General features: G+C 71.6%; 26 protein-coding genes, 1 tRNA gene and 1 pseudogene. 13 read left to right on the top strand and 15 right to left on the bottom strand.

The annotated features are described in order from the left end of the window. The first annotated feature begins 79 nt into the window (after positions 1 to 79). From ACF1GV_RS23795 to ACF1GV_RS23780, 4 genes and pseudogenes are all read left to right on the top strand, one after another. A complete protein-coding gene (locus ACF1GV_RS23795) occupies positions 80 to 451 on the top strand; it encodes a hypothetical protein (protein ID WP_391684262.1) in 372 nt (123 codons plus the stop codon). Between the two features lie 507 nt (positions 452 to 958). After that, a complete protein-coding gene (locus tag ACF1GV_RS23790) occupies positions 959 to 2,347 on the top strand; it encodes an NAD(P)/FAD-dependent oxidoreductase (RefSeq protein WP_391684261.1) in 1,389 nt (462 codons plus the stop codon). 155 nt (positions 2,348 to 2,502) lie between these two features. Next, a pseudogene (locus tag ACF1GV_RS23785) lies at positions 2,503 to 2,622 on the top strand (Uma2 family endonuclease); the annotation flags it as partial. 281 nt (positions 2,623 to 2,903) lie between these two features. After that, on the top strand, positions 2,904 to 4,196 hold the full coding sequence (locus ACF1GV_RS23780; protein ID WP_391684258.1) for a class I SAM-dependent methyltransferase: 1,293 nt from the start codon (positions 2,904 to 2,906) through the stop codon (positions 4,194 to 4,196). A gap of 56 nt (positions 4,197 to 4,252) precedes the next feature. Here the strand turns inward: ACF1GV_RS23780 and ACF1GV_RS23775 are convergent, their stop codons facing one another. Continuing rightward, positions 4,253 to 6,784 (bottom strand): ABC transporter permease, encoded by a 2,532-nt coding sequence (locus ACF1GV_RS23775; RefSeq protein ID WP_391684256.1) that lies wholly within the window; start codon positions 6,782 to 6,784, stop codon positions 4,253 to 4,255. Further along, on the bottom strand, positions 6,784 to 7,557 hold the full coding sequence (locus ACF1GV_RS23770; protein ID WP_391684253.1) for an ABC transporter ATP-binding protein: 774 nt from the start codon (positions 7,555 to 7,557) through the stop codon (positions 6,784 to 6,786). The genes ACF1GV_RS23775 and ACF1GV_RS23770 overlap by 1 nt, the downstream gene beginning before the upstream one ends. A gap of 402 nt (positions 7,558 to 7,959) precedes the next feature. Here ACF1GV_RS23770 and ACF1GV_RS23765 point away from each other — a divergent pair. The 3 genes from ACF1GV_RS23765 to ACF1GV_RS23755 all read left to right on the top strand — a co-directional run bounded on the left by ACF1GV_RS23765 (position 7,960) and on the right by ACF1GV_RS23755 (position 10,491). Continuing rightward, positions 7,960 to 8,043: transfer RNA gene (locus ACF1GV_RS23765), tRNA-Leu, on the top strand. 168 nt (positions 8,044 to 8,211) lie between these two features. Then, positions 8,212 to 9,387 (top strand): 4-hydroxybenzoate 3-monooxygenase, encoded by a 1,176-nt coding sequence (locus ACF1GV_RS23760; protein ID WP_391684251.1) that lies wholly within the window; start codon positions 8,212 to 8,214, stop codon positions 9,385 to 9,387. A gap of 207 nt (positions 9,388 to 9,594) precedes the next feature. Then, positions 9,595 to 10,491 (top strand): Bax inhibitor-1/YccA family protein, encoded by an 897-nt coding sequence (locus ACF1GV_RS23755; RefSeq protein WP_391684248.1) that lies wholly within the window; start codon positions 9,595 to 9,597, stop codon positions 10,489 to 10,491. 115 nt (positions 10,492 to 10,606) lie between these two features. On the opposite strand, the gene ACF1GV_RS23750 is transcribed toward ACF1GV_RS23755, so the two are convergent. Then, complete coding sequence (locus ACF1GV_RS23750; protein ID WP_361628545.1) at positions 10,607 to 10,834, bottom strand: DUF4287 domain-containing protein; 228 nt, start codon at positions 10,832 to 10,834, stop codon at positions 10,607 to 10,609. Between the two features lie 102 nt (positions 10,835 to 10,936). Between ACF1GV_RS23750 and ACF1GV_RS23745 the strand changes: the two genes are divergently transcribed. Further along, positions 10,937 to 11,248 (top strand): hypothetical protein, encoded by a 312-nt coding sequence (locus tag ACF1GV_RS23745; protein WP_391684245.1) that lies wholly within the window; start codon positions 10,937 to 10,939, stop codon positions 11,246 to 11,248. Between the two features lie 80 nt (positions 11,249 to 11,328). On the opposite strand, the gene ACF1GV_RS23740 is transcribed toward ACF1GV_RS23745, so the two are convergent. The 3 genes from ACF1GV_RS23740 to ACF1GV_RS23730 form a co-directional block, all read right to left on the bottom strand. Beyond that, positions 11,329 to 12,108 carry a hypothetical protein gene (locus ACF1GV_RS23740; protein ID WP_391684243.1) on the bottom strand — a complete coding sequence of 260 codons (780 nt, stop codon included), beginning with the start codon at positions 12,106 to 12,108 and terminating at the stop codon, positions 11,329 to 11,331. 271 nt (positions 12,109 to 12,379) lie between these two features. Next, complete coding sequence (locus ACF1GV_RS23735) at positions 12,380 to 13,600, bottom strand: acetyl-CoA C-acetyltransferase (protein WP_391684240.1); 1,221 nt, start codon at positions 13,598 to 13,600, stop codon at positions 12,380 to 12,382. A gap of 355 nt (positions 13,601 to 13,955) precedes the next feature. Beyond that, complete coding sequence (locus ACF1GV_RS23730) at positions 13,956 to 14,963, bottom strand: SGNH/GDSL hydrolase family protein (protein ID WP_391684237.1); 1,008 nt, start codon at positions 14,961 to 14,963, stop codon at positions 13,956 to 13,958. A 212-nt stretch (positions 14,964 to 15,175) separates the two neighbouring features. On the opposite strand from ACF1GV_RS23730, the gene ACF1GV_RS23725 reads away from it, so the two are divergent. Beyond that, a complete protein-coding gene (locus ACF1GV_RS23725; RefSeq protein WP_391684235.1) occupies positions 15,176 to 16,558 on the top strand; it encodes a cystathionine beta-synthase in 1,383 nt (460 codons plus the stop codon). Between the two features lie 354 nt (positions 16,559 to 16,912). Here ACF1GV_RS23725 and ACF1GV_RS23720 read toward each other — a convergent pair whose 3' ends face one another. Next, the gene (locus ACF1GV_RS23720) at positions 16,913 to 17,077 is read right to left on the bottom strand and encodes a hypothetical protein (RefSeq protein WP_391684232.1); all 165 of its coding nucleotides are present in this window, start codon (positions 17,075 to 17,077) and stop codon (positions 16,913 to 16,915) included. On the opposite strand from ACF1GV_RS23720, the gene ACF1GV_RS23715 reads away from it, so the two are divergent. Beyond that, positions 17,076 to 17,489, top strand: coding sequence for a DUF6924 domain-containing protein (locus ACF1GV_RS23715; RefSeq protein WP_391684229.1), 414 nt, complete (start codon positions 17,076 to 17,078; stop codon positions 17,487 to 17,489). The two genes, ACF1GV_RS23720 and ACF1GV_RS23715, sit on opposite strands and share 2 nt — an antisense overlap. Here the strand turns inward: ACF1GV_RS23715 and ACF1GV_RS23710 are convergent. Next, positions 17,457 to 18,347, bottom strand: a complete 891-nt coding sequence (locus ACF1GV_RS23710; protein ID WP_391684227.1) for a helix-turn-helix domain-containing protein — start codon at positions 18,345 to 18,347, stop codon at positions 17,457 to 17,459. The genes ACF1GV_RS23715 and ACF1GV_RS23710 overlap by 33 nt on opposite strands. A gap of 149 nt (positions 18,348 to 18,496) precedes the next feature. Here ACF1GV_RS23710 and ACF1GV_RS23705 point away from each other — a divergent pair, with 149 nt between their 5' ends. After that, entirely contained in the window at positions 18,497 to 19,258 is a 762-nt protein-coding gene (locus tag ACF1GV_RS23705; RefSeq protein WP_391684224.1) for an SDR family oxidoreductase, read from the top strand. Positions 19,259 to 19,273: 15 nt separating this feature from the next. Here ACF1GV_RS23705 and ACF1GV_RS23700 read toward each other — a convergent pair whose 3' ends face one another. Beyond that, positions 19,274 to 19,696, bottom strand: coding sequence for a hypothetical protein (locus tag ACF1GV_RS23700; RefSeq protein WP_391684221.1), 423 nt, complete (start codon positions 19,694 to 19,696; stop codon positions 19,274 to 19,276). A 33-nt stretch (positions 19,697 to 19,729) separates the two neighbouring features. Then, positions 19,730 to 21,136 (bottom strand): purine-cytosine permease family protein, encoded by a 1,407-nt coding sequence (locus ACF1GV_RS23695; RefSeq protein ID WP_391684218.1) that lies wholly within the window; start codon positions 21,134 to 21,136, stop codon positions 19,730 to 19,732. 120 nt (positions 21,137 to 21,256) lie between these two features. On the opposite strand from ACF1GV_RS23695, the gene ACF1GV_RS23690 reads away from it, so the two are divergent. Both ACF1GV_RS23690 and ACF1GV_RS23685 read left to right on the top strand, forming a co-directional pair. After that, entirely contained in the window at positions 21,257 to 22,099 is an 843-nt protein-coding gene (locus ACF1GV_RS23690) for a MurR/RpiR family transcriptional regulator (protein ID WP_391684215.1), read from the top strand. A 104-nt stretch (positions 22,100 to 22,203) separates the two neighbouring features. After that, the gene (locus tag ACF1GV_RS23685) at positions 22,204 to 22,788 is read left to right on the top strand and encodes a hypothetical protein (protein WP_391684213.1); all 585 of its coding nucleotides are present in this window, start codon (positions 22,204 to 22,206) and stop codon (positions 22,786 to 22,788) included. Between the two features lie 11 nt (positions 22,789 to 22,799). Here the strand turns inward: ACF1GV_RS23685 and ACF1GV_RS23680 are convergent, their stop codons facing one another. The 5 genes from ACF1GV_RS23680 to ACF1GV_RS23660 all read right to left on the bottom strand — a co-directional run bounded on the left by ACF1GV_RS23680 (position 22,800) and on the right by ACF1GV_RS23660 (position 26,492). Next, positions 22,800 to 23,174 carry a hypothetical protein gene (locus tag ACF1GV_RS23680; protein WP_363263280.1) on the bottom strand — a complete coding sequence of 125 codons (375 nt, stop codon included), beginning with the start codon at positions 23,172 to 23,174 and terminating at the stop codon, positions 22,800 to 22,802. Positions 23,175 to 23,189: 15 nt separating this feature from the next. After that, positions 23,190 to 23,660 carry a roadblock/LC7 domain-containing protein gene (locus tag ACF1GV_RS23675; protein ID WP_391684210.1) on the bottom strand — a complete coding sequence of 157 codons (471 nt, stop codon included), beginning with the start codon at positions 23,658 to 23,660 and terminating at the stop codon, positions 23,190 to 23,192. Positions 23,661 to 23,727: 67 nt separating this feature from the next. Continuing rightward, on the bottom strand, positions 23,728 to 24,552 hold the full coding sequence (locus tag ACF1GV_RS23670; RefSeq protein ID WP_391684207.1) for a transcriptional regulator: 825 nt from the start codon (positions 24,550 to 24,552) through the stop codon (positions 23,728 to 23,730). Continuing rightward, a complete protein-coding gene (locus ACF1GV_RS23665) occupies positions 24,549 to 24,953 on the bottom strand; it encodes a hypothetical protein (RefSeq protein WP_391684202.1) in 405 nt (134 codons plus the stop codon). Before ACF1GV_RS23665 ends, ACF1GV_RS23670 begins: the two co-directional genes overlap by 4 nt. 165 nt (positions 24,954 to 25,118) lie before the next feature. Then, the gene (locus tag ACF1GV_RS23660) at positions 25,119 to 26,492 is read right to left on the bottom strand and encodes a diaminopimelate decarboxylase (protein ID WP_391684199.1); all 1,374 of its coding nucleotides are present in this window, start codon (positions 26,490 to 26,492) and stop codon (positions 25,119 to 25,121) included. Between the last annotated feature and the right edge of the window lie 4 nt (positions 26,493 to 26,496).

The raw sequence follows: 26,496 nt of genomic DNA, 5'->3' as shown, positions 1-26,496 counted from the left end.
GGTGCGGTGGGGCACTTACGAAAGGTATGCGCCCTTTGTTGCCAATGGTTCGTTTCACCCTTTTGGGGTGAGGTGAACCATGATCACCAGCGAGCAGATCCCGGCAGTCCCGGACCACCCGGTCCTCGGCGAGGACGGGAAGAAGATCGTCGACGGCGGCGGCCACCTCTCGGAGGACGAGGAGCACCGGCCCTACGACTACTGGTGGGTGCCGCGGGGACGGCCGACGCCGCGGGTGCGGCGGAACCGTGCGGCCGCCGGCATGCGCGGGGGCTCGGACGACGACGCGATGACGCGCTCGATGAGCGCATTGACGTGGGTATCGAGCGCCGTGAGACGGCCGGTCGTGGAGAGCGAGGCCGTACCGGTGGAGGGGGTGCGCAAGGAGCGCATCGAGAGCGCCGGGGAAACGGGCGAGGACCGCGGCGGCATGGGGCCGGGAGACCGGTAGGGATCCGGCCGCGGGAACCCCGGGGTGCCGGCGGACAACGACCCCCGGCACCCCGCTCCGGGGGCCCGCCGCAGAACGCGATAGACCCTGGTCAGCGTCCTCCCCTGAGCACCCGTGAACACGCCTGAGCGGGGTCGGCGAACGGTCCGATGGCGCCACGTCGGGAAAGTTCGTGAAGTTCTTCACAAGGAATTCCGTTCCGCAGGCCCCCCGAACGCCTTCGGATCACCCCTCCGGGGGCCGAACTCGCCTTTGAACATGTTCAGAAGGGGTGGATGACGCACCTTCGGATCACGCGTCCCGCAGGGCCTCACGGCTTGCTCACCGTGGCCTCCACCGCCCAGAGAGGCAGCTCACGCGGCATTGACAACGGGTTGTACCGGGCAACGGTTCCCGTCGCACGCCATGACCTGCGTCACGCGGGCCGCGGAGTGTAGCACAGGTGGTGTCGGACCTTGTGAAGGGGCGCACGAGCCACCCCCTCCATCCGGGTGGATACTCGATGCCATGAGCACCACGGAGCGTCCCAGGATCCTCGTAGTAGGCGGTGGGTACGTAGGCCTGTACGCAGCTCGACGCATTCTGAAGAAGATGCGTTACGGAGAGGCGACCGTCACGGTCGTCGACCCCCGGTCGTACATGACCTACCAGCCCTTCCTCCCCGAAACCGCCGCCGGCAGCATCTCCCCGCGCCACGTCGTCGTCCCGCTGCGACGTGTGCTTCCCAAGGCGGAGGTCCTCACCGGCCGGGTCACCACCATCGATCAGGACCGCAAGGTCGCCACGATCGCCCCGCTGGTCGGCGAGGCGTACGAGCTGCCCTTCGACTACCTGGTCATCGCGCTCGGCGCGGTCTCCCGCACCTTCCCGATCCCCGGCCTCGCCGAGCAGGGCATCGGTATGAAGGGCATCGAGGAGGCCATCGGCCTGCGCAACCACGTGCTGGAGCAGCTCGACAAGGCCGACTCCACGACCGACGAGGAGATCCGCCGCAAGGCGCTCACCTTCGTCTTCGTCGGTGGTGGCTTCGCCGGCGCCGAGACCATCGGCGAGGTCGAGGACATGGCCCGGGACGCGGCCAAGTACTACAACAACGTGTCCCGCGAGGACATGCGGTTCATCCTCGTCGACGCCGCCGACAAGATCCTGCCCGAGGTCGGCCCGAAGCTCGGCCAGTACGGCAAGGAGCACCTCGAGTCCCGCGGTGTCGAGGTCTACCTGTCCACCTCCATGGACTCGTGCGTCGACGGCCACGTGGTGCTGAAGAACGGCCTCGAGGTCGACGCCAACACCATCGTGTGGACCGCCGGCGTCAAGCCCAACCCGGTGCTGGCCCGTTACGGCCTGCCGCTGGGCCCGCGCGGTCACGTCGACTGTGCGCCCACGCTCCAGGTGCAGGGCACCGACTACATCTGGGCCGCCGGCGACAACGCCCAGGTCCCGGACCTGGTCGGCCGCAAGGCCGGCAACGAGAACGCCTGGTGCCCGCCGAACGCCCAGCACGCGCTGCGCCAGGCCCGGGTGCTCGGCGACAACGTCCTCTCCGGCCTGCGGGGCTTCCCGCAGAAGGAGTACAGCCACGCCAACAAGGGCGCGGTGGCGGGCCTCGGCCTGCACAAGGGCGTCGCGATGATCGTCATGGGCAAGATGAAGATCAAGCTCAAGGGCCGTCTCGCCTGGTACATGCACCGCGGCTACCACGGTCTGGCGATGCCGACCTGGAACCGCAAGATCCGGGTCTTCGCCGACTGGACGCTCGGCATGTTCCTCAAGCGCGAGGTCGTCTCCCTCGGCGCGCTGGAGTCCCCGCGCGAGGAGTTCTACGAGGCCGCCAAGCCGGCCCCGGCTCCCGCCTCGGCCGCCGTGAAGACCGGGGAGAAGGCCAAGGCCTCCTGACCCTCCCGGTCACCTGCTTCGACGCCCGAAGGGGCCGCCCGCCATCCGTGGTGCGGGCGGCCCCTTCGGCGTTCGTCCGGGCCATGGTCACCCTTTGTGATGACGTCGGTCGATCTCCGCGGCTACCGTGGACGGGAGGGCCGAGAATCCCGTCCATGGGAGGAATCATGACCGCCGAGCCCGTTGCCGAGCCGACCTCCGCGTCCGGCCGCCGCTGGCCGGTGCCGCCCCGGGACGGATACACCGTGGACGACCTGTTCACGTTGCCCGACCTCTGCGTCGTGCGCGCGCAGGCCGTCGTCGACGACCTGGCTACGAGCTCGACCCGGTGTCCAGGACGTACTCCCTGACCGGAACCCACCGCGACCAGCTCAAGCTGTCGGTGCCGTGCGACATCGGGATCGACATCACCCTCGAAACGCTGAGGGACCTCTGAACCGACCCCTCCGCCCGAGGGTTTGCCGAGACCTGACGCGCGTGGGGGACTGCGGCCGGGCCCCGTGAGTGTTTACGTGGTGACAGACATCCGGGATGACCGGTCACGGAGGTGTTGCACATGGCCGACGCCGCGCTGCGGCTCACGCGCCTGCTCGAGCAGTTGCTGGGAGTGCCGCTCCCGGTCCGTATCCGCGCCTGGGACGGCTCACAGGCCGGTCCCCCCGGCGCCCCGACGCTGATCGTGCGCAACCGTCGCGCGCTGCGCCGGCTGCTGTTCAAACCGGGCGAACTGGGCCTGGCCCGCGCCTGGGTGGCCGGTGACGTGGAGATCGAGGGCGACCTGTACGCCGCGCTGGATCTGCTCGCCGACCTGATCTGGGACCGCGGCGAGGACGCCAGAACCCTCGGCGAGGCCCTGCGCGATCCGACCGTACGCCAGGCCGTGCGCGGCCTGGTGAAGCTCGCGGGGCCGCCGCTGCCGCCCGCCCCGCCCGCCGAGGAGGTCCGCCGGCGCCGCGGCCATCTGCACACCCGCCGCACGGACAAGAAGGCCATCAGCCACCACTACGACGTCGGCAACGACTTCTACGAGCTGGTCCTCGGCCCGTCCATGGTGTACTCCTGCGCCTACTGGCCCGCCCCCGACGCGACGTTGGAGACCGCCCAGCGCGACAAGCTCGAACTGGTCTGCCGCAAGCTCGCCCTGAAGCCGGGTCAGCGGCTGCTCGACGTCGGCTGCGGCTGGGGCTCCATGGCGATCCACGCCGCCCGCGAGCACGGCGTGAGCGTCGTCGGCATCACGCTCTCCCACGAGCAGGCTGCCTACGCCCGCAAGCGGGCCGCCGACGAGGGCCTGACCGACAAGGTCGAGATCCGGGTGCAGGACTACCGGGACGTGCAGGACGGGCCCTACGACGCGATCTCCTCCATCGGCATGGCGGAGCACGTCGGCGCCGAGCGCTATCTGGAGTACGCGCAGAATCTGCACGCCCTGCTCAAGCCCGGCGGCCGGCTGCTCAACCACCAGATCGCCCGCCGTCCGCAGCGTGACGAGGGCGCGTACGACGTGGACGCCTTCATCGACGCCTATGTCTTCCCCGACGGCGAGCTGCAGCCCATCGGCATCACGGTCTCCCAGCTGGAGCGGGCCGGGTTCGAGGTGCGCGACGTGGAGTCCATCCGGGAGCACTACGCGCTCACCCTGCGCAGCTGGGTCGCCAACCTGGAAGCTCAGTGGGACCGCGCGGTCCGGCTGACCAGCCCCGGGCGGGCCCGCGTGTGGCGGCTGTACATGGCCGCCTCGGCCCTGTCCTTCGAACACAACCGCATCGGCGTCAACCAGGTCCTCGCCGTGAAGACCCCCGGCTCCGGCGCGTCCGGGATGCCGCTGCGCGCCCGCACCTGGAACTGACACGCCACAAGGGCCCCGCTCCCGGAAGGAAGCGGGGCCCGTCAGCGTCGTACCCGCTACTCCGCCTTGATGGCCTGCAGCATGTTCAGGCGGGCCGCGCGGCGGGCCGGCCACAGGGCCGCCAGGACGCCCACCAGGGCGGCTCCCGCCAGGAACAGCGCCATCCGCGCCCACGGCAGAACCAGCTCGTACGTCGGCATCTTGGTGCCGAGCAGCTCACCGGCCGCCCAGCCGAAGAACACGCCGAGGCCGATGCCGAGCACGCCGCCGAACAGGGAGATCACCAGGGACTCCAGGCGGACCATCCGCTTGATGCCCGAGCGGTCAAGGCCGATCGCGCGCAGCATGCCGATCTCCTGCGCCCGCTCGAAGACGCTCATCGCCAGGGTGTTGATGACTCCGAGCACCGCGACGATCACCGCCATGCCGAGCAGGCCGTAGAGCATGTTCAGCATCAGCGTGAAGATCTGCGCGATCTCGTCGGAGACGTCCTGCTTGTCCTGGATCCTGATCGCCGGGTTGTCGCCCAGCGCCTTCACCAGACGGTCCTTGGCCGTGCCCGACGCGCCGTCGGCGGTCTTCACCATGACCTGCATGTCACCGGCGTCGGCCGGCTGGTGCGGGGTGAGGGCGGCGGTGTCGAGCATGATCCCGCGGATCATGTCGTTGCCCTCGTACACCCCGGCGACCGTCAGCCGCTGCGCCTTGCCGTCCTCGTAGTGCACGGTGAAGCCGGAACCGGCGCGCCAGCCGTGCGAGGTCGCGGTGTCCTTGTCGACGACGACCTTGTCGCCGCCGACGGCGAAGGAGCCGTCGTCGGTCTTCAGATTCGTGAGCTTGCCGATCGCGGCGCCGTCGACGCCGGTCAGGTACTCGGTCTGCCCGTCGATGCGCGAGGGCGCGTTGCGCAGCGGGCTGACGTCCGTGACGCCCTCGGTCGTGCGCAGCTTCTTCTCGACGGCCGGGGAGAGTTCGTTGCCGTTCGCCATGGAGACGACGTAGTCGGCGCGGATCGCGGCCGAGGCCATCTTGTCGATGGACGTCTGCAGGCTGCCCGCCATCACCGTCAGGCCGGTGATCAGGGTGAGCCCGATCATCAGCGCGGAGGCCGTGGCGGCGGTACGGCGCGGGTTGCGCACCGAGTTCTGCCGCGCGAGCCGGCCCGACACCCCGAAGGCGCGCAGCACCGGTGCCGCGGCCGCGATCAGCGGGCGGGACAGCAGCGGGGTGAGCACGAACACGCCGGTGATCAGCAGCACCGCGCCGAGGCCCATGGGCGCCTGGGCGGCGTCGGCGTCCATCGAAGTGGCGGCGAGCACCACCGCGACGCCGGCCGCGGCGAACAGGGCGCCGATGGTGTTGCGCAGCACCAGAGACTTGGTGGTCGCCTTGGCGTGCACGCTGCTCATCGCCGCCACCGGGGGGATCTTCGCGGCGCGCCGGGCGGGCAGCCAGGCGGCCAGCATCGTCACCAGGACGCCGACGACGAGCGCGGTGACGACGGTGGTGGGGGAGATCACCAGCGGGCCGTCCGGGACGGTCGCGTCGAAGGTGCCCATCAGGGACCTGAGTCCGGCGCCGATGCCGATGCCCGCGACCAGGCCGGCCACACCGGCCACCGCGCCGACCACCAGCGCCTCGATCAGCACCGAGCGCGTGACCTGCCGGCGGGAGGCGCCGACGGCGCGCAGCAGCGCGAGTTCCTTCGTGCGCTGGGCGACCAGCATGGTGAAGGTGTTGGCGATGATGAAGGTGCCGACGAACAGGGCGATGCCGGCGAAGACCAGCAGCGCCTGCTGCATCCCGCCCATCTGCGCGGAGATCATCTGTGCCTGGTCGTCGGCGAGCTGCTCGCCGGTGGTGGTCTCCACGGCGTCCTTCGGCAGCGCCTTGTCCAGCGCGGCCCGCAGCGCGGCCTGGGAGGTGCCGGGCGCGGCCTTGACGTCGATCTCGTCGTAGGTGCCCGCCTTGCCGAACAGCCGCTGCGCGGTCGCCGTGTCGAACAGGGCCAGGCTGCCGCCGGCGGCGACGTTGCCGTCGTCGGTGGTGAAGATGCCGGTGATGGCCGGGGTCAGCACGGGGCCGTCGACCGAGATGCGCACGGTGTCGCCGACTTCGTAGCCGGCCCGCTCGGCGGTCTTCTCATCGATGAGGACCTGGTTCGTGCCGGTGGGCGCGTGGCCCTCGACGAGCGGGTAGCGCGGGTCCTTGGCGCCCCAGTAGTTGCCGCCCTCGGAGCGGAAGCCGCCGCCGATGAGCTTGCCGTGCCGGTCGGCGATGGCGGTGAAGCCCTGGACGACACCGATCGCCGAGGAAGCGCCGGGCACCTTGGCGCTGGTGTCCAGCTGAGCCTGGGTCAGCTCGGCCCGCTTGCTGACGGTGTTTCCGGTGTCGGCGCGGGAGTGGGGCCGCACGGCGACGTCGACGTGGTCGAAGCCCTTGGCGGAGCTCTTCTCGTAGGCGCCGGAGATGGTGTTGGTGAAGACGAGGGTGCCGGAGACGAACGCGACGCCGAGCATCACGGCGAGCACGGTCATCAGCAGACGGGCCTTGTGCGCGAGGACGTTGCGCAGCGCGGTGCGGAACATCAGCTGGTGCGGCCCTTCGCGTCGAACTGCTTCAGGAAGTCGAGGACCGCGTCGGCCGTGGGGCGGATCATCTCGTCGACGATGCGGCCGTCGGCGAGGAAGACGACGCGGTCCGCGTAGGCGGCGGCGACCGGGTCGTGGGTGACCATCACGACGGTCTGGCCCAGCTCCCGCACGGAGTTGCGCAGGAAGCCGAGCACCTCGGCGCCGGAGCGGGAGTCGAGGTTTCCGGTCGGCTCGTCACCGAAGATGATGTCCGGCTTGGAGGCGAGCGCGCGGGCGACGGCGACGCGCTGCTGCTGGCCGCCGGAGAGCTGCGAGGGCCGGTGCCCGAGCCGGTCCGCCAGGCCGACCATCCCGATCACCGCGTCCAGCCACTGCCGGTCGGGCTTGCGGCCCGCGATGTCCATCGGCAGCGTGATGTTCTCCAGCGCGGTCAGGGTCGGCAGCAGGTTGAACGCCTGGAAGATGAAGCCGATCTTGTCGCGGCGCAGCTTGGTCAGCTGCTTGTCCTTCAGGGAGCCCAGCTCGGTGTCGCCGATGCGCACGGAGCCGGAGGAGAAGGTGTCCAGACCCGCGACGCAGTGCATCAGGGTGGACTTGCCGGAGCCCGAGGGGCCCATGATGGCGGTGAACTGGGCCTGGTGGAAGTCGACCGAGACCCGGTCGAGGGCGACCACCTGGGTCTCGCCCTGGCCGTAGATCTTCGACAGGTCCGTGGCGCGTGCGGCCACGGCGGCACTGGTCCGGCCGGCGACGGATGTGGTGGTCACGGGAAGGCTCTCCTCACGGAAACGACGATGTTCGAGGGACGTGTTCCATCGTTGCGGCGCCTTGACCCCCTGTAGTCACCCGCTGTTCCGGTTCCCGGGGCCGACTGGGGTCGGACGCCGGGCGGCCGTGTCATACCTGGGGATGACGGCCGTCCCTGAGAATGCGGGGTGGGGGCGATGGTGAGAACCGGTGGCGCACCCTCGTTCGGAGGGTGAAATTCCGTCATTTCGCGTACGCGGCAGAGCGCCGCACGCAAGGCTGCTGGCAAGTGCGGACGGCCTGTTCCGGTGGCTGATGCTCCCTCAGACGTCAATAAAATAAGACAACATCGGATCACCCGACCGCTGTTCGGGGGACGTCTCCCGATAGGGTCAGGAGTCTCGATGCGGAGCCCATGGCCTGCCCGGATGGTGGAATGCAGACACGGCGAGCTTAAACCTCGCTGCCCCTTCGCGGGCGTGCCGGTTCAAGTCCGGCTCCGGGCACCTCCGACCCTCGGCCGTCGGCCGCACCCTTCCCGATGCGTCACCGCGCACCCGTTGACAGCGGGTGACGACGGGCGCAGACTCACGCCCGAAAGTCAGTGAAGAAAACTTCACCACGCGAACGGGCCGCTCGGCGGGCCGTGTCGCCCACGCGAAGGGGAACGCCCGATGCGCACCACCGTCGGCATCATCGGCGCCGGTCCGGCCGGCCTCGTCCTGGCCCGGCTGCTTCACACCGCCGGCATCGACTCGGTCGTCCTGGAGAGCCGCGACCGCGCCTATGTCGAACAGCGCCAGCGCGCCGGGATCCTGGAACAGGGCACCGTGGACGTCCTGCGCGCGGCCGGCGCCGCCGAGCGCATGGACCGCGAGGGCCTGCGCCACGACGGCATCGAGCTGCGCTTCGACAAGAAGCGTCACCGCGTCGACTTCCCGGCCCTGACCGGCGGGAAGTCGGTGATGGTCTACGCCCAGACCGAGGTGTGCAAGGACCTCATCGCGCTCCAGCTCAAGGAGGGCGGCCCGCTGCTGTTCGAGGCCGAGGCCCTCGCCGTGGAGGACGCCGGCACCGACCGGCCCCGCGTGCGGTTCCGGTACGAGGGCCACGAGGACGTCCTCGCGTGCGACTACGTCGTCGGCTGTGACGGTTTCTGGGGCGTGGCGCGCAAGGCGATCCCCACCGCGCTGTCCCGCGTCTTCGAGCGGACGTACCCCTTCGGCTGGCTCGGCGTCCTCGCCGACGTCGCCCCCTCGCACGACGAACTGGTCTACGCCCGCCACGACCGCGGCTTCGCCCTGCTCTCGATGCGCTCCCCGTCCGTCTCCCGCCTCTACCTCCAGGTGCCCGCGGACACCGACGCGGAGTCCTGGAGTGACCAGGCGATCTGGGACGAGCTGGAGCGCCGCTTCGAGACCGCCGACGACTGGCGCCTTCGGCGCGGCCCGGTCACCCAGAAGTCCGTCACGCCGATGCGCTCCTTCGTCCACGAGCCCATGCGGTACGGCCGCCTCTTCCTCGCGGGGGACGCCGCGCACATCGTGCCGCCCACCGGCGCCAAGGGCCTGAACCTCGCCGTCGGTGACGTCGTCACCTTCGCCCGCGCCCTGGTCCACGAGCGCGAGACGGGCTCCCCCGACCTGCTCGACTCCTACGCGCAGACCTGCCTGCGCCGGGTGTGGCAGGCCGAGCGCTTTTCCTACGACATGACGACCCTGCTGCACCGCGCCCCCGGCGCCACCCCCTTCGACGACCGCCTCCAGCTCGCCCGCCTGGAGCGCATCGCCGGCCACCGCGCCGCCGAGACCGACCTCGCCGAGGCCTACACCGGTTTCCCGCTCGACTGAGCCCCGGACGCGAGTGGATCTCCGGCCGATTCCGGACGTGTACCGGCTTGGTGATGAATCGATCCCGCCGGTGGCGGGAATCACGCCGACGCGTAGCGTGTTGCGCAGCACAGGGCGGGAAAGATCCTTCCCAGGTATTAGGGTCGATCCTTTGCCTTTCCATTACTCTTGAGCCAAGGCCACGCTCGATGGCCATGGAGGAGTGAGATGAGGAGCAGTAACCCGGTCTTCTCGCGACGGGGGTTCAGCCGCGACAACGGCTACGCGGGCTTCAACACCGCACCGCAGGCCGGGTACGCCCAGGGCAACCCCTACGCCCAGGGCGGCCAGTACGCCCAGGGCGGCACCCCCTACGCGCAGAACCCGTACGCGACCAACCCGTACGCCCAGCAGGACACGCAGTACGGCGCCCCGCAGGCCCCGGCCACCACCGGCCGGATGACGATGGACGACGTCGTCACGCGCTCGGCCACCACGCTCGGCGTGGTCGTCCTCGGCGCGATCCTCGCCTGGGCCGTCCTGCCGGTCTCGCCCGGTTCCTACGGCCTCGCCGTCGGCTCGGCGCTGGTCGCCTTCGTCCTGGCGATGGTGCAGAGCTTCAAGCGCACCCCGTCGCCCGCGCTGATCCTGGGCTACGCCGCGTTCGAGGGCATCTTCCTCGGCGTGATCAGCGAGATGTACAACAGCGCGTGGAGCGGCGCCCCGTTCCAGGCGGTGCTCGGCACCATGGCGGTCTCCGGCGCCACGCTGCTCGTCTACAAGGCCGGCTGGATCCGCGTCACGGCCCGCTACGCCCGCATCGGCATGGCCATCGCCATCGCGTTCGTGGTGGTCATGGCGGTCAACCTGCTGCTGGTGGCGTTCGGCGTCGCCGGGGACGGCGGTCTGCGCAGCATGGGCCCGCTGGGCGCGGTCGTGGGCATCATCGCGATCCTGATCGGCGCGTTCTTCCTGACCCTCGACTTCAAGCAGATCGAGGACGGCATCGCCTACGGCGCACCGCGCAACGAGGCGTGGCTGGCCGCGTTCGGTCTCACCATGACCCTGGTGTGGATCTACCTGGAGATGCTGCGTCTGGTGGCGATCTTCAGCAGCAACGACTGACGCGGGCCGGCGGTTGCCGGCCCCCCGTCGGGAAGGGCCCCGGGACGAGCGTCCCGGGGCCCTTCGGCGTTTGTCGGCGGGTGCGCGCGACGCTCCTTCGCGGGAGGCGGAGCGGTCAGCGCAGCTTCCGCGCGGCCCTCCTCAGTTCGTACTCATGGATGATCGCCTTGGCGTGGCCGTACGCGAGATTGTGCTCGTGCCGCAGCCAGCTGACCTTCTCCTCGAAACGGAGGGCCGGGCCTTCTTCGACGGTGCGCAGCCAGTCGGCGATCTCACGACCGGTGCAGTGGGGGATGCGGGCGAGAATGTTGCGGTGGGTCTCCTCGGAGAGGACATGGGACATCGGCGCCTCCGGACGCATGGGATGTAAGCCGGTCCTTCAGGTCACCGTGCCTGAGTGTTCGCTCGTTGGCAACAGTCCCGAGCGGGCGCGTAGGCTCACGGCGTGGTGGATACGACGTCTCTGACCCGAGCTGTTGATCACTTCGCCGATCGGTTGCGGGCAGCACCGCAGTCCCGACTGCAACGGGGGGCTGCCGCGGAGGCGCTGGGGCTGGCCAGAGAGCTGGCCCGGTGGGCGCAGGATCTTGAGTCGCCGGGGGGCGTGGTGCGGGAGATGCCCGACGCGGGGATGTTCGCGGTGGCCGATCAGGTGACCGTCGCGGGACGGGATCTCGCGGTGGTGCTCACCGATCAGGCCGACGTCGACGAGGCGGTGCGGTGGGTGGAGGAGGCGCAGAAGAGGGCGGGGGTCTGAGGTCTCGTCGGCGGGCGCGGGTCGACTTCGGCCGGTCGCGCCGTTCCCCGCGCCCCTTGCGGGCGCCCCGTACCCCGTCCTTACAGGCTCGCTATGACCCGGTCCGCCAGGATGTAGACGTTGTCCTCGCCGCAGGCGAACGTCAGGGTGTACGCGCCCGAGATGCCGGAGCCGCCGAGCAGGTACGGGGTGTCGCCGGCGCGCAGGGCGGCCGCCAGACGGTCCGCGGTGTCGCGGTGGCCCGGGGTCATGCACAGCGTGGTGCCGTCGGCGAAGACGTAGACGTCGAGCGTGCCGAGCGGGCCGGGGCGGACGTCGGTCAGCTGGACGCGGTCCGCGGCCAGTTCCTCCAGGATGGAGACCGTGCGCTCATGGTCGTTCACGACCGGTGACTGCATCGGTACGAAGTCCGGGTGCGAGGGGTGTCGGCGGCGGGCCGCGGCCAGCTCGGGGGACTCGCCCGAGAACTCGTCGGCCTCCGGGCCGTGCTCGGTCACCGGCTCCAGGCCCACGAAGTCGGCCTGGCGGGGCAGGAACAGCTCACCGTCGGCCAGGCCCAGCAACGAGGGCGTGTCGGAGGCGTCGCGGGCCTCCTGGGCCGCCCAGAACGCCCGTGCCTCGGCGAGTTCACGCTCGCGCTCCTCGGCGAGGGCGTCGGCCACGGCGGCGCGTATCTCGTCCGCGTCGGCCGCGGCGCGCGCCGCGGGCAGCAGCCCGTGGGTCGCGGAGTGGTTCACGGCCAGCTGAGTCTGCAGGGCCGTCACCTGCCTGCGCAGCAGGACGAGGGTGCGCAGGACGGCGAGGCCCACGGCGCCCGTGGCGGCCGTGGTGACCAGCAACGCGATCGGCATGGCGCTCACTGACGTACTCCCAGGTTCAAAGTCGACCCCCGACTTCCTACATCAGCTTGAAGGGTGGACCATCAAGTTGTCAGTGCGTAACGTCACGAAACGGACAGGGTGTTGTGTCGTCGGTGGCTGGTGTGACCACGATGACCTGCGAGTTTCCCCTGGGTGAGGGATATAGGTCACATCATGGGGGAGATTGGATCACAAAACGGCCCGGAGCCGCGTGAGTTCGCGGACTCCGGGCCAAGGGCTCACACAAGGTGTCCCGCCGGTTACACAGGGGTCAGCTGAGGCGCTCGATGACCATCGCCATGCCCTGGCCGCCGCCGACGCACATCGTCTCCAGGCCGAACTGCTTGTCGTGCCACTGCAGGGAGTTGATGAGCGTGCCGGTGATGCGGGCGCCGGTCATGCCGAAGGGGTGGCCGACGGCGATGGCACCGCCGTTGACGTTCAGCTTGTCCAGGTCGATGCCGAGGTCCTGGTAGGACGGGATCACCTGGGCGGCGAACGCCTCGTTGATCTCGACCAGATCGATGTCGCCGATGGTCAGGCCGGCGCGCTGCAGCGCCTGCTTGCTCGCCTCGACCGGGCCGAGGCCCATGATCTCCGGGGACAGGCCGGAGACGCCGGTGGAGACGATCCGGGCGAGCGGGGTCAGGCCCAGTTCGCGGGCCTTGGTGTCCGACATGATGACGAGCGCGGCGGCGCCGTCGTTCAGCGGGCAGCAGTTGGCGGCGGTGACCATGCCGTCGGGGCGGAAGACCGGCTTCAGGCCCTGGACGGCCTCCAGGGTGACGCCGGCGCGGGGGCCGTCGTCCTTGGAGACGACCGTGCCGTCCGGGAGGGCGACCGGGGTGATCTCGCGCTCCCAGAAGCCGTTCTTGATGGCTTCCTCGGCGAGGTTCTGCGAGCGGACGCCGAACTCGTCCATCTCCTGGCGGCTGACGCCCTTCCAGCGGGCGAGGTTCTCGGCGGTCTGGCCCATCGCGATGTACGCGTCGGGCAGCAGGCCGTCCTCACGCGGGTCGTGCCAGGTCGTGCCCTCCTGCTGGGCGACCTCGGCGGTGCGCGCCTCGGCCTCGGCGAAGAGCGGGTTGTGCGTGTCCGGGAGGCTGTCGGAGTTGCCCTTGGTGAACCGGGAGACCATCTCGACGCCGGCCGAGATGAAGACGTCGCCCTCGCCGGCCTTGATGGCGTGCAGGGCCATGCGGGAGGTCTGCAGCGACGAGGAGCAGTAGCGGGTGACCGTACAGCCGGGCAGGTGGTCCATGCCCATCTGCACGGCGACGACACGGCCGAGGTTGTTGCCCTGCTCGCCGCCGGGGAGGCCGCAGCCGAGCATGAGGTCGTCGATGTCCTTCGGGTCCAGCTCGGGGACCTTGGCGAGGGCCGCCTGGATGATGGTGGCGGTCAGGTCGTCCGGGCGCAGGTCCTTCAGGGAGCCCTTGAAGGCGCGGCCGATGGGGGAGCGGGCGGTCGAGACGATGACGGCTTCGGGCATCACGGCTCCATGGGCTTGCGGGGGTCGAGCGGACTTCCTGGGAAGTTACCCCTCCGTATGGTTCAGGTCACGGGCGGCGAGGTGTGACCTTGGCCGCAACTTTCTAAGCGCTTGCTTTTGTCTGGTCGGCGGCTGGGCGGAAGGGGCGCGGGGGGTGCCGGGATCATCTTTCGTCCGCGGGTGAGTGGGCGGCTGGTCGCGCAGCTCCCCGCGCCCCTAGGGGGGGTGCAGCGCCGTCGGGCATGCGGGCCTCCCCCAAGCTCTTCGAGCAGGGGGCCCCGGGGGACCCCCAGGGCGGCACGGGTGGGCGCGGGCGGCGCAACCACCCCCGGCCCACCTCAGCGCCGGGTACCCCTCAAGGCGACGGTGCCGCAGCCGGCTCCGTTTCCGGGACCCGGCGCCGGCGGCGGCGCTTCAGCAGGGCCCAGGGGCCCCGTGCCGCTGCCACCTCGGTGCCGGCCTCCGACGCCGCTTCCGCCGCCGCCTTCGCGACCGGCAGGAAGCCCTCGCGGCGGCTGACGTCCGGCCGCTCCTCCTCCGCCGGCCACAGCCCCAGCGTCGCGCAGACGGTCGGCAGCACCGCCATCGCGGCGGTGGCGTACCCCTCGGCGGAGGGGTGGTAGCTGTCGGGGCCGAACAGCTCACGCGGGTTCGCCGCGAACTCCGGGCCCAGCAGATCGCCCAGCGACACCGTACGGCCGCCCTGTTCCACCGCCCCGATCGTCTGCGCCGCCGCCAGCTGCCGCGAGGCGCGCCGGGCCAGCCAGCGCAGGGGCTGCTGCACCGGCTCGATGGTGCCGAGATCAGGGCACGTGCCGACCACCACCTCCGCGCCGGCGGTGCGCAGCCGCCGTACCGCCGTCGACAGGTGGCGCACCGAGCGGGTCGGTGGCATCCGGTGGGTGACGTCGTTCGCGCCGATCATGATCACGCAGATGTCGGGGAGCAGACCGGGGTCCGCCAGGGCCAGGCTCACCTGGCGCTCCAGGTCGTCGGAGCGGGCGCCGGGCAGGGCGACGTTGCGCAGCTGCACCGGGCGTTCGGCGACCGCCGCGAGCCCGGACGCCAGCAGCGCGCCCGGTGTCTGCCCGGCCCGGTGGACGCCCTGCCCGGCGGCCGTGGAGTCGCCCAGCATCAGCAGCCGCAGCGGGGGTTCACCCGGGGTGTCGTAGGACAGGCCGTACAGGCCCTCGGCGTTCGGCACATGGTTGGTGGTGCCGTTGCTCACCTGACGGCGGGCCATCTGCGCCTCGGCCACCAGCAGACCGACCAGTGCCGCGCCCGCCAGTCCGATCCCGCCACCGCCGTAGGCGGCGCCCGCCGCGATGCGACGGGCCACCCGCGCCCTCGACATGCTCGTCATGCGTCGCCGCCACCTCCTCGAACCGCCCTCACCCACTCCATGCCCCGTACGGACCGTCGCCCAATCTCAACGAAGAGTGAACGCCCGTCACGGACGCGCGGCAGGCCGCGGGCCCCGTCGCGCGATTCCCGCCGTCCGCCGTGAATCCGGCGACAGGGCCTAGGCTGGCGGAACCACTACGACCACATCTTTTGCAGCATCCGGAGACAACGGTGCAATTCCACGACTCGATGATCAGCCTCGTCGGCAACACCCCGCTGGTGCGGCTCAACAGCGTGACCAAGGGCATCAGGGCGACCGTCCTTGCCAAGGTGGAGTACTTCAACCCGGGCGGGTCGGTGAAGGACCGCATCGCCCTGCGCATGATCGAGGCGGCCGAGCAGAGCGGCGAGCTCAAGCCGGGCGGCACGATCGTCGAGCCGACCAGCGGCAACACGGGCGTCGGGCTCGCCATCGTGGCCCAGCAGAAGGGCTACAAGTGCATCTTCGTGTGCCCCGACAAGGTGAGCACCGACAAGATCAACGTGCTGCGGGCCTACGGCGCGGAGGTCGTCGTGTGCCCGACCGCCGTGGCGCCTGAGCACCCCGACTCCTACTACAACGTCTCCGACCGGCTCGTGCGGGAGACGCCGGGGGCCTGGAAGCCCGACCAGTACTCCAACCCCAACAACCCGCTCTCCCACTACCACTCCACCGGCCCCGAGCTGTGGGAGCAGACCGAGGGGAAGATCACCCACTTCGTGGCGGGCGTCGGCACCGGCGGCACCATCTCCGGCACCGGGCGCTACCTGAAGGAGGCCAGCGACGGCCGGGTGAAGGTCGTCGGCGCCGACCCCGAGGGGTCCGTCTACTCCGGCGGCTCCGGCCGGCCGTATCTCGTCGAGGGCGTCGGTGAGGACTTCTGGCCGACCGCCTACGACCGTGACGTCGCCGACGAGATCGTCGCCGTGTCCGACAAGGACTCCTTCCAGATGACCCGCCGCCTCGCCAAGGAGGAGGGCCTCCTCGTCGGCGGTTCCTGCGGCATGGCGGTCGTCGCCGCGCTGGAGGTGGCCGAGCGGCTCACCGAGGACGACGTCGTCGTCGTCCTGCTGCCGGACAGCGGGCGCGGCTACCTCAGCAAGATCTTCAACGACGAGTGGATGGCCGACTACGGCTTCCTGGAGGACGAGGGGCCGAGCGCCCGCGTCGCCGACGTGCTCAACGACAAGGAGCACGGCGCCATCCCGTCCCTGGTGCACATGCACCCCGAGGAGACCGTCGGACAGGCCATCGAGGTGCTGCGCGAGTACGGCGTCTCGCAGATGCCGGTGGTCAAGCCGGGCGCCGGCCACCCGGACGTGATGGCCGCCGAGGTCGTCGGCTCCGTGGTCGAACGCGAGCTGCTGGACGCCCTGTTCAGCAAGCGGGCCTCGCTGGAGGACCCGCTGGAGAAGCACATGTCGGCGCCGCTGCCGCAGGTCGGCTCCGGCGAGCCGGTCGCGGACCTGATGGCCGTGCTCGGCAAGGCCGACGCGGCGATCGTCCTGGTCGAGGGCAAGCCGACCGGGGTCGTCTCCCGGCAGGACCTGCTGGCCTTCCTCGCCAAGGGCTGAACGAGACGGTGAACCCGGGGTGAACCGCCGCTTGCGGCGGCGAACTCGCGGTGACCTGGGCCGATCGGGCTGACGCGGAAGTGGTACGAGGGCGTCACGTCCGCGCAGCACCGGCTTAACACGCGCCCGGCACAGTGGTGGATGTCGGCAGGGGGAACGGGAGCGGCTCCCCGTCCCTCGCCGGCGGCGTAACGGCGTCACGGACCTCCGGAGCGGCTCCCGGACCTCCCATGGACGCCACGGACGCAGGAGCCCGGTCCTGACCCGGCCCGCGTCCCCGCGCGGGGACCGCCGTCGTCCCGCCCCCCGGCAACGGGGGTGCGGCGGTCCCCGCGCACAACTTCCCCCGGCGCGTCACCATTTCGCCGCGTACGGTGTTTCCGCCCCGCCCGGGATGTTTCCGTCCCGGCGCACGATGCTTCCGTCCCCGCGCATGACGTTTTCGGAACGGATCCGCGACTCTTCCGTGCCCATTACCCGTCGGCCGGTGTCGGTGCCGGGTGAGAGGATCACCGGCATGGCCCTTCCCCAGCCCGACGACCTCGCCACGCTCGTCCTGCGCACCGACTTCACCGACGACACCGCCTGGGACGCCCTGTGCACGGCGCTCGACTCCGCCGACGGCGCGAGCCGCGTCAGCGACCCCCGGTTCTCCGGGGCGAGCGTCCAGGCGCTGCTCGACGAGGAGCTGGCGGCCGAGGAGGACGAGCGGATCTGCGAGGTGTTCCTCGCCGACGCCACCACCCTCACCGATCCCGAACTTCCGCTGCTCGCCGTCGACCTCCACGACGAGCCCGGCCGCACCTTCCGGGTCCCGGTGCGCTGGTACCCGGAGCTCGCCGCCAACCTCTCTATCGCCAACCTCGACTTCGCCGACTACGCCGACGCGGCCGACCCCTCAGGCACGTTCCGTGGCTTCGGGGACGGCTGAGGTCCAACTGCCCAGCAGCGCCAGGCGTTCGGCCGTCTCCGAGCCCGGCTCGGGCGTGTAGACGACGATCGTCAGGTCCGGGTCCCCGGGCAGGGACAGGGTCTCGTACGGCAGGGTGAGCAGACCCGTGACCGGATGGTGGATCTTCTTCACGCCCCGCGCGCACTCCGCGACCTCGTGATCGGCCCACAGCCGGCGGAAGTCCTCGCTCTTGACGGAGAGTTCACCGACCAGCGCGCACAGCTCGGGGTCGTCCGCGTGCAGCCCGGCGCTCAGCCGCAGATGCGCCACGGTCTGCGCGGCGACCGCGTGCCACTCCGGGTACAGCTCGCGGCCGGCCGGGTCGAGGAAGACCTGCCGCGGGACGCAGCGCTCCTCGGGGGCCATGCGGCTGAAGCCGTTCAGGGCGTCACCGAGGGCGTTCCAGGCCAGTACCTCCATCCGCTGGTTCACGATGAAGGCGGGGCTGCGTTCCATGCCGTCCAGCAGCAGCTGTACGCCACGGCGCACGCGCGGCGCGGCCGGCCGGACGGCGGTGCGCCGGTCGCGCGGGCGGGCGAGCGTGCGCAGATAGGCGTGTTCGGTCTCGTCCAGGCGCAGCACCCGCGCGACGGCGTCGAGCACCGCGTCGCTCACTCCCCCGGACTTCGTCCGGGAGGTGCCCCCACTGCCGCGGCCCTGTTCCAGCCGGATGTAGTAGTCGACGCTCACCCCGGCGAGCTGTGCCACCTCCTCGCGGCGCAGACCGGGCACGCGGCGCCGGCCGTGCGTGGGCAGCCCCACCTCCTCCGGCTGGATGCGGGCGCGGCGCGAGCGCAGGAAGTCACCGATGTCGGCAGTGTTCCGGTCCCCGGTCATGACCCCGATCCTAGGCGCGCGGGGCCGTCGGGAACCTGGTACTGGCAGACCCAGGAAAAGCGCAGCCCTGGGTGGGGCGGGCGTGGGCCGCCACAGTGATCACGTGCCGTCGGGGAGACGCCCCGGCCGCGGATCACGAGGAGCACCACATGTCGTACGAGAACCTTTCCGGCCGTACCGCCGTCGTCACCGGGGCCGCCAGCGGGATCGGGCGGGCCGTCGCCGCGCTGCTGGCCGCGCGGGGCGCGCGGGTCGCGCTGCTGGCCCGGCGCGGGGACCGGCTGGAGACGGTCGTGGAGAAGATCCGCGCCGACGGGGGTGAGGCCCTCGCCGTCGTCGCCGACGTCACCGACGAGGAGTCCGTGGCGCGCGCCGCCGACGCCGTGCGCGCCGCTTACGGCCGGGTCGACCTGGTCGTGAACAACGCGGGCGTCATGCTGCCCGGACCCATCGACGAGGGCCGGACCGACGAGTGGCAGCGCATGCTCGACACCAACGTCACCGGGGTGCTGCGGGTGATCCGCGCCTTCACCGGCGACCTGGTCGCCGCGGCCGCCGAGGGCGGCGCGGCGGACCTGGTGAACATCTCCTCCATCGGCGCGCACGTCCCCTTCCCCAACTACGCCGTCTACGGCGCCACCAAGGCCGCGGTCACCTATCTCTCGCAGTCCCTGCGCACCGAGTTCGGGCCGCGCGACGTGCGGGTGACCAACATCGAGCCGGGGCTGACGGACACCGAGCTGAAGGATCACGTCGGCAACGGTGAGCTGGCCACGCAGCTGGACGGCATGTTCGAGGCGCTCGGCGGGCTGGCGGCCGAGGAGGTCGCCGACGTCGTCGCCTACGTCACCAGCCGCGCCCGGCACATCAACCTCCGCCAGATCATGGTGCTGCCGACCCGGCAGGCGTGAGGCGACGCGGCGTCCTCACTCCTGCCAGTCGGAGTCCCGCTCGGCACGGCGGCGGCCGAACAGGGCGGCGTTCGAGCGGGCGGCCTGGACCAGGTTGACGCCGACGATGCCCGCCCAGGCGACGACCAGGCCGCTCAGCCCCGCCTGGGTCACCGCGATCGCGGACAGCGGGATGGCGAGCACGAGGGAGATGATCCCGAAGCCGAACCGCTCCGCCCAGGAGTCCGAGGCCGGCGTGGACCGGGCGCCGCGCGCCTGCGCCATCTGCTGCTCGGCCAGCTGCCGGCGCACCCGGCGGTCCACGACCGCGTCGACCCGCTGGTCGACCTTCTCCAGGAAGGAGTCGACCAGCGCCGACTCGTACTCCTCACCCAGCTCCCTGCGGGCGTGCAGGGTGGCGTCGAGTTCCTTCTTCAGCTCCGTGTCGTGGGCGTCCATCACCGTCTCCCGTCCCGTGGTCCGGCGTCCACGCTAGGGAGTGCGGGCCGCCTCCGCACTGGGGACAACCCCCGTGTTGTTCCGGGGGTCCGCCGGGCGCCGGGAGATCAGCAGGAAGAGCACGGCCGGGACGACCAGACCGACGATCCAGGAGATGTCGGCACCGCCGAGCGGCTCGACCAGCGGGCCGGTGTAGAAGCCGGTGGCCAGGAACGGCAGCTGCGCCAGCAGTCCCACCCCGTACACGGCGAGGGTTCCCCGGCGCCAGGCGCCGTAGCGGCCCCGGGCGTCGAACAGGGCGGGGATGTCGTAGCGCTCCCGGGAGACCAGGTAGTAGTCGGCGAGGTTGATCGCCGACCACGGGGTGAAGAAGGTCAGCAGGAACAGCAGGAAGTCCTTGAAGGACGACAGGAAGCTGTCCTTGCCGGCAAGGGCCACCGCGGTGCCCGCCACCATGATCAGCGCGATGTAGGCGGCCCGGCCGCGCCGCGACAGCACCGCCTTGCCGCTGAAGCCGCTGACACTGGTCACCATCGACATGAAGCCGCCGTAGGTGTTGAGCACGTTGACGGTGAGCTTGCCGAGTGCGATGACGAAGTAGAAGAAGGAGGCCACGAGGCCGGTGCCGCCGAGCGCGACGACATAGCCGACCTGGCCGTCCAGGAACTTCTCGCCCGCCGTCGCAGCGACCAGCACCCCGAACGTCATCGACCACTGGCTGCCCAGCGCCGAGCCGGACAGGGTCCACCAGAAGGTGGCCTTCGTGGAGGTCGTGCGCGGCAGATAGCGGGAGTAGTCCGCCACGTACGGGCCGAACGCCAGCTGCCAGGACGCCGACAGGGACATCGCCAGCAGGAACATCGGCAGCGAGAAGTGCGCGTCGTGCAGCAGGGCCGTCACATCGGCGCGGTCCAGCAGCCGGATGCCGAGGTAGACGAAGGCGAGCGCGCAGACCGCGCTCGCGATACGCCCCAGGGTGTGGATGACCCGGTAGCCGACGGTCGCCATGACCGCGGTGACCAGGGCGAACACGATGATGCCGGTGGTGTCGCCGGTGTGCGTCAGCTCGCCCACCGCCTGCCCGGCGAGCACGCTGCCGGAGGCGAAGAAGCCGATGTACATCACGATCACCAGCAGCAGCGGAACCACCGCGCCGCGCACCCCGAACTGGGCCCGCGACTGGATCATCTGCGGCAGGCCCAGCTTCGGGCCCTGCGCGGAGTGCAGCGCCATCACCGCGCCGCCGAGCAGGTTGCCGAGCAGCAGGCCCACGACGGACCACACGACGTCCCCGCCGAAGACGACCGCGAGGGCGCCGGTGACGACGGCGGTGATCTGCAGGTTGGCGCCGAGCCAGAGGGTGAACTGGCTGAAGGCGGTGCCGTGCCGCTCCTCGTCCGGTACGACGTCGATGGAACGCAGTTCGACGAGTTGAGCCATGCGTACTCCCCGGTCGGTCTGTATAACCGTATGCAGGGTTCACGTAGACTGAATAAATTGTCAATGCCTCGGCGCTGTACTCTCCCGGGGCGGCGAGGACAACTGGAGGGGGAGTACGTCATGAGCGTGACCGACAGCCCGGCGAGCCGGTTGCAGGCCCTCTTCGAGGGGCACCGTCTCACGCCGACCCAGCGGCGCATCGCGCACAGCATGGTCCGCCGCGCCGCCGACGTGCCCTTCCTGTCCAGCGTGGAGCTGGCCGAGCTGGCCGGGGTCAGCCAGCCGTCGGTGACCCGCTTCGCGGTCGCCCTCGGCTTCGACGGCTACCCGGCGCTGCGGCGGCACCTGCGCGAGGTCGTCCCCGCCGAACCGGCCGCGGACTCCGCGTCGTACAACGAGTACCAGCAGGCCGTCGAGGCCGAGATCGAGAACCTCCGGCACCTCGCCGACCTGCTCGCCGACCCGCGCCCGGTGCACAAAGCCGGTCGCGTCCTCGCCGCCTCCCGGCCCCTGCTGGTGCTGGGCCTGCGCGCGGCCGCCTCCCAGGCGTACGGCTTCTCCTACTTCGCCGCCAAGGTCCACCCGGACGTCCGGCTGCTCAACGAGGGCGGCACGATGATCCACGACCGCGTGGACGCCGCCGTGCGCGCCGGCGCCACGGCCCTGCTGTGCTTCGCGCTGCCGCGCCACCCGCGTGAGGTCATCGAGTCCCTGGAGTACGCCAAGGAGGCCGGACTGACCGTGGTCACGGTCGCCGACTCCGCGTTCGCGCCGGTCGCCAAGGTCTCCGACCTGCTGCTGCCCGCCGCCGTCGGCACCGGACTCGCCTTCGACACCGCCTGCGCGCCGATGCTGCTCGGGCGGGTGCTGCTGGAGGCGATCGCCGACGAACTGCCGGACGCGCAGGCCCGCCTGGAGGACTTCGACGCCAAGGCTGCCGCGCGCGGGCTGTTCGTGGAGTGACAGCCGGACACCTCCGGTGTTCTCAGATTCGTCTCAGGTTCTGCCGCTAACTTTCCCGACGGCTTCATGGACGGCTTGATGGACACGTGACACGGGAGGCTGACGTGGCGCGCGGTGGACAGGGACTTGCGCGGGTCGCCGTCGTCGTACGGGCGGGGGCGGCACCGCTGTGGTGGCTCGGACTGGTCGCGGCCGGGATCGGGGTGGTGCCGCAGGGGCTGACCGGGCGCCGGATCGGCGTGTTCGCGGGGGCGGCGCTGTATCTGCTCGCCGCGGCCGCGGTGGCGCTCGCCCGCCGTGGGCGGTACGCCGCCCTTGCCCGCGGGGCCGCCCGCGCGGGCAAGTACGACATCCTTCAGGACCGCGCGGTGACCGCGCGCGCCTGGCGCCGGGGGCACCGCTGGTGGCTGCTGTTCGCCTTCGCCGCCGCCCTCGCCTCCGCGTTCGCCGTGCCGGTGGCCGGCGGGCTGCTGCTCGCCGGGTGCGGCACCGGGCTGTGGCTGAAGGCCGCGTGGCTCGGGCGACGGGAGCGGGCCGGGGAGGCGCTGCTGTGGGTGCGCGTCGACTGGCTCGACGGGCGCCGCGGGCGTCCCGCCGGCCCGGCGGTCAGGGCCTGGCGCGGCACGGGTATCGCGGCGGGCGACGCGGCCCCGGGCGGGGCCCGCCGCCGCCCCGCGGCGCTGGTCTGACCGGGTGTCTGTCAGACCTCGAGCTCCTGCTCGATCTTCTTCAGCTGGTGGCGGGCCATCGCCAGGTTGGCCCGCTTGGCGTCCAGGACCAGGTAGAGGAAGAGCCCGTTGCCGCTGCGGCCGCTCAGCAGGCGGATCAGGTGGTACTGGTCGGTGAGCGTGATCAGGATGTCCTCGATCTCCGTTTTGAGGCCGAGCATCTCCATGGTGCGCATCTTGGCGCGGATCACGTCGGTGTTGCCGGCGGCGGCGACGTTGAGGTCGAACGTCTTGCTGCCGCCCATCGTGCCCAGTGCCATGCCGCTGGTGTAGTCGACCAGGGCGACGCCGGTCGCGCCTTCGATCGAGGCGAGGGCTTCCTTCAGCGCGGTCTCAGTGGTGGCCATGACGGTGATTGCCTTTCAGCTGTCGGTGGTGCGCGCCCCCACTGCCCTGACGGGCAGCGGACGCGCGGTTTCCTGGGGTGGGATCGAGGGACGGGCGGGCGCCTGTGCCAGCGCCTCGTGGGCGTCGACCAGCTCGCCGATGCGGGCGCCGGCGCGGCGGCCCTCCAGATGGAGCCGGCCGACGTTGACGCGGTCCTCGGTGAGCAGGGTCAGCACGGCGGTGCGGCCCGCGGCATAGGTCGCGACGTAGCCCTGCGCGCCGCGGATCAGCAGTTCGCGGAACTCGCCCCGGCCGGTCGCGTCGGTCATCCGGATCGCGACCGCGAGCGTGGTGGCGGTGAGCGCGGACAGGCCGTCCGGCTCGACGCCGGGGGCGTCGTGGGCGAGGACCAGGCCGTCGCGCCCGGCGGCGATCGCACCGGTGAGCTGGGGGAGGCGGGCGCGCAGCCGGTGGAGCTCGGCGAGGATCTCTGGCTCGGCCGCCATCAGGTGTCTCCTCTCGGTGAGTGAGGTGGGTGTGTCGGTGGGGGGCTCGGCACGGGGGCGCGGCCGGTCAAAGGGCCTCCAGCGCATCCCTGACCCTCTTCAGCAAGGCGATGTGGGGATCGAAGTCGTCGGGCAGGGCGGCCGACGGCTGAGCGGCCGCGGCCGCGGGCGGTGGGTGCGGGCGCGGCGTCGCGAGCAGTCCCGCGGCGGCCAGCCGGCGCACCTCCACCAGCGTGGGAAACGACCGCCGGCCCTGCGCCAGCGCGATGTCCGGGGCCGTGCGCACCCCGTCGACCAGGGCCAGGACGGCCGCCTGGCGGGCGGTGACCGCCGGTGCCGCGACCAGGTCGGTGCGCGTCAGCGGTGCGCTGTCGGTGAGCGGATCGGGCCACAGCCGGTGCAGCACCTCCCGCCGGCGCAGCACCTCCCGCTCCACGGCGGCGACCGGCACCGCCGGCAGCGCGCCGCCGGGTTGCGCCTCGGCCGCGTAGTGGAAGCGGCCCGGGCTGCTGCTCGGCGCGAGGGCGAAGTACGCGGCGTCGTACAGCGCTTGCAGGTGGCAGATCTCCATCCCGGCCCAGGACAGGTGCCCGGCGTCCACCAGCAGCCGCGCGGTGCCCTCCGGATCACCCGCCGCGCCGGCCGCCGCCCACCACTGCTCGGCGCTGAGCGCGCCCTGCGCGGTGAGCAGCGCGCCCGGGCCCGGGGCGTACGGACTCTCGGCGTGCACCACCAGACCGTCGGTGAGGTACAGGGTGCCGCCCTCACGGACCAGGACGCCGGTGGCGCGCTCGGCGGCGAGCCGGTTCAGCATCGGGGACACCCCGCCCGCCGGCTCGCGCAGCGCCTTGTCCCGCACCGGCAGCGGGGGAGGGGCCTCGACCACGGTCATCCCAGCACCAGCCGCCCGGCCATCTCGCCCAGCCGGATGCGGGCCAGGGCGAGATTGCCGTCGGCGCGGCCCAGCCACAGGTGCAGCACCGCACCGCTGTCGAACGGCGCCGGGACGAACCGCAGCAGGTGGTAGCCGTCCCGATTGCTGACGATCACGTCCTCCACCGGCGGGTCGGCGTCGTCCGGCCCGCCGCCGGAGGTGTCCTCGGCGGCGAAGGCCGGCTGTTCGGCCGCCAGCCGGGCCAGCTCCGCCACCTCCGCGGCGGCCGCCTCGGGATCGCCGCCGGGGAACTCCCCGACGACGCCCAGCGCCAGCCCGCTGGTCCAGTCGACCAGGGCCGCGCCGCGCGCGCCGGGCAGCCGCATGGCCTCCAGCAAGCACTCGTCGATTCCGGGCACGTCGCTCCCCTCCGCCTCGGGTCCGGGCGAGTGACGACGACACTACGCACCGTTCGGAGGGCCGGTGAGGCTTCTGGCATTTTCCAGCGGAACATGCTGAGCGCGGACTAGTGTGGGTCAACTGAGCACATGTTCGGGTCTGTTGGCCCGTTCGGGGAGGGGTGCTCACCCGCGCTTGGAAGCGGGAAGGGTGGTGAGCGCCCCGGCGTGCGCCCCGCCGGACTCGGCGACGATCTCGGTGAGGGTCTGCGGCTCCCGCGCGACCGCGAAGGTCACGCCGCCTTCCCCGTCCGGTGCGAAGCCGTAGATGCCGGGCCGTGCGAGCGAGTTGTAGGCGTAGTGGTGCGCGAAGTAGTACGCGCCCGTGTCCAGCGCCGCGGCGTGGTCCCCCTGCTGCAGCAGCGGCAGTGCCTGCTCGCGGGCCAGCAGGTCCCCCGCGAAGCACGCCGGCCCCGCCACGTCCTGCACCACGGCCGGCCCCTCCTTGGGGCGTCCCTTCGCGTCGTACGCGGCGATCCTGAGCGGCCAGGCGCCCGGCGCGTACACCGTGCGCGTGGCCACCTGCACGCCCGCGTGCGTGACCGCCACCGCCCGACCGCCCGCGCTCTTGGCGTACTCCACCCGCGCCACCACCGTGCCGTGCTTGGCCAGCAGCGACCGGCCGAACTCGGTGACCAGCCCGTACCTCCCGTCGAACAGCCCCGGCACGGTCTCCCGCAGCAGCCGCGCGTACTGTGCGTACGTCGGCGTCGTCGCGTCGGAGGCGAAGTTCACCGGCAGTCCGCCACCGAGGTCGAGGGTGTCGATCCGGCGCCGCCCGGCCCGCGCGTTGATCTCCTCCGCGAGCTCGTAGGTCTGCGTCACGCCCTGGGCCATCAGGGACAGCGGGATGCCCTGCGACCCGGTGTGCGCGTGCAGCCGGGTCAGCCACGGCCGCTCCAGATACGCCCGCACCACCCACTCCCGGGCGCCCTCGTCGCGCAGTGCCACGCCGAACTTCGAGGTGGCCGTCGCGGTCGACAGCGCCTCGATGGAACCGCCGCCGACCTGCGGGTTCACCCGGATGCCGAGGGGTGATGCGCTGGAGGTGGTCCGCATCAGGGCATCCAGCCGGTCCAGCTCCTGCGGGTTGTCGGCGTTGACCGCGACGCCCAGCGCCAGCGCCTCGCGCAGCTCGGCCGGCGTCTTGGCCGGCGAGTCCAGCACCGTCGCCGCGGCCGGCACCCCGGCCGCCCGCGCCAGCGCCAGCTCACCCGGGCTCGCCACCTCGGCGCCGATGCCCTCCTCCCACAGCAGCCGCATCACCGGCACCAGCGGGGTCGCCTTCACCGCGAAGGCGTGCAGCACCGGTGTGCCCGGCGCGGCCACCGCCTCGAACGCCGCCCGCAGCGCTGCCGCCGACTCCCGGATGCCGGTCACGTCGAGCAGTCCGACCAGCGGCGCGTCGGGACCCAGCAGGCCCTGCTCCACCGCGGCCCGCACCGCCTCGTCCCGCCGCGCCGCGCGCTGGTGCGCCTCGGTGTCGATGTCGTGCTCCACGAAT

It is taken from the genome of Streptomyces sp. NPDC014006 (assembly GCF_043088925.1).
Taxonomy (GTDB): domain Bacteria; phylum Actinomycetota; class Actinomycetes; order Streptomycetales; family Streptomycetaceae; genus Streptomyces.
Note: the sequence above shows the minus strand (reverse complement) of the source record. Positions and strands in the feature narration are given on the sequence as shown.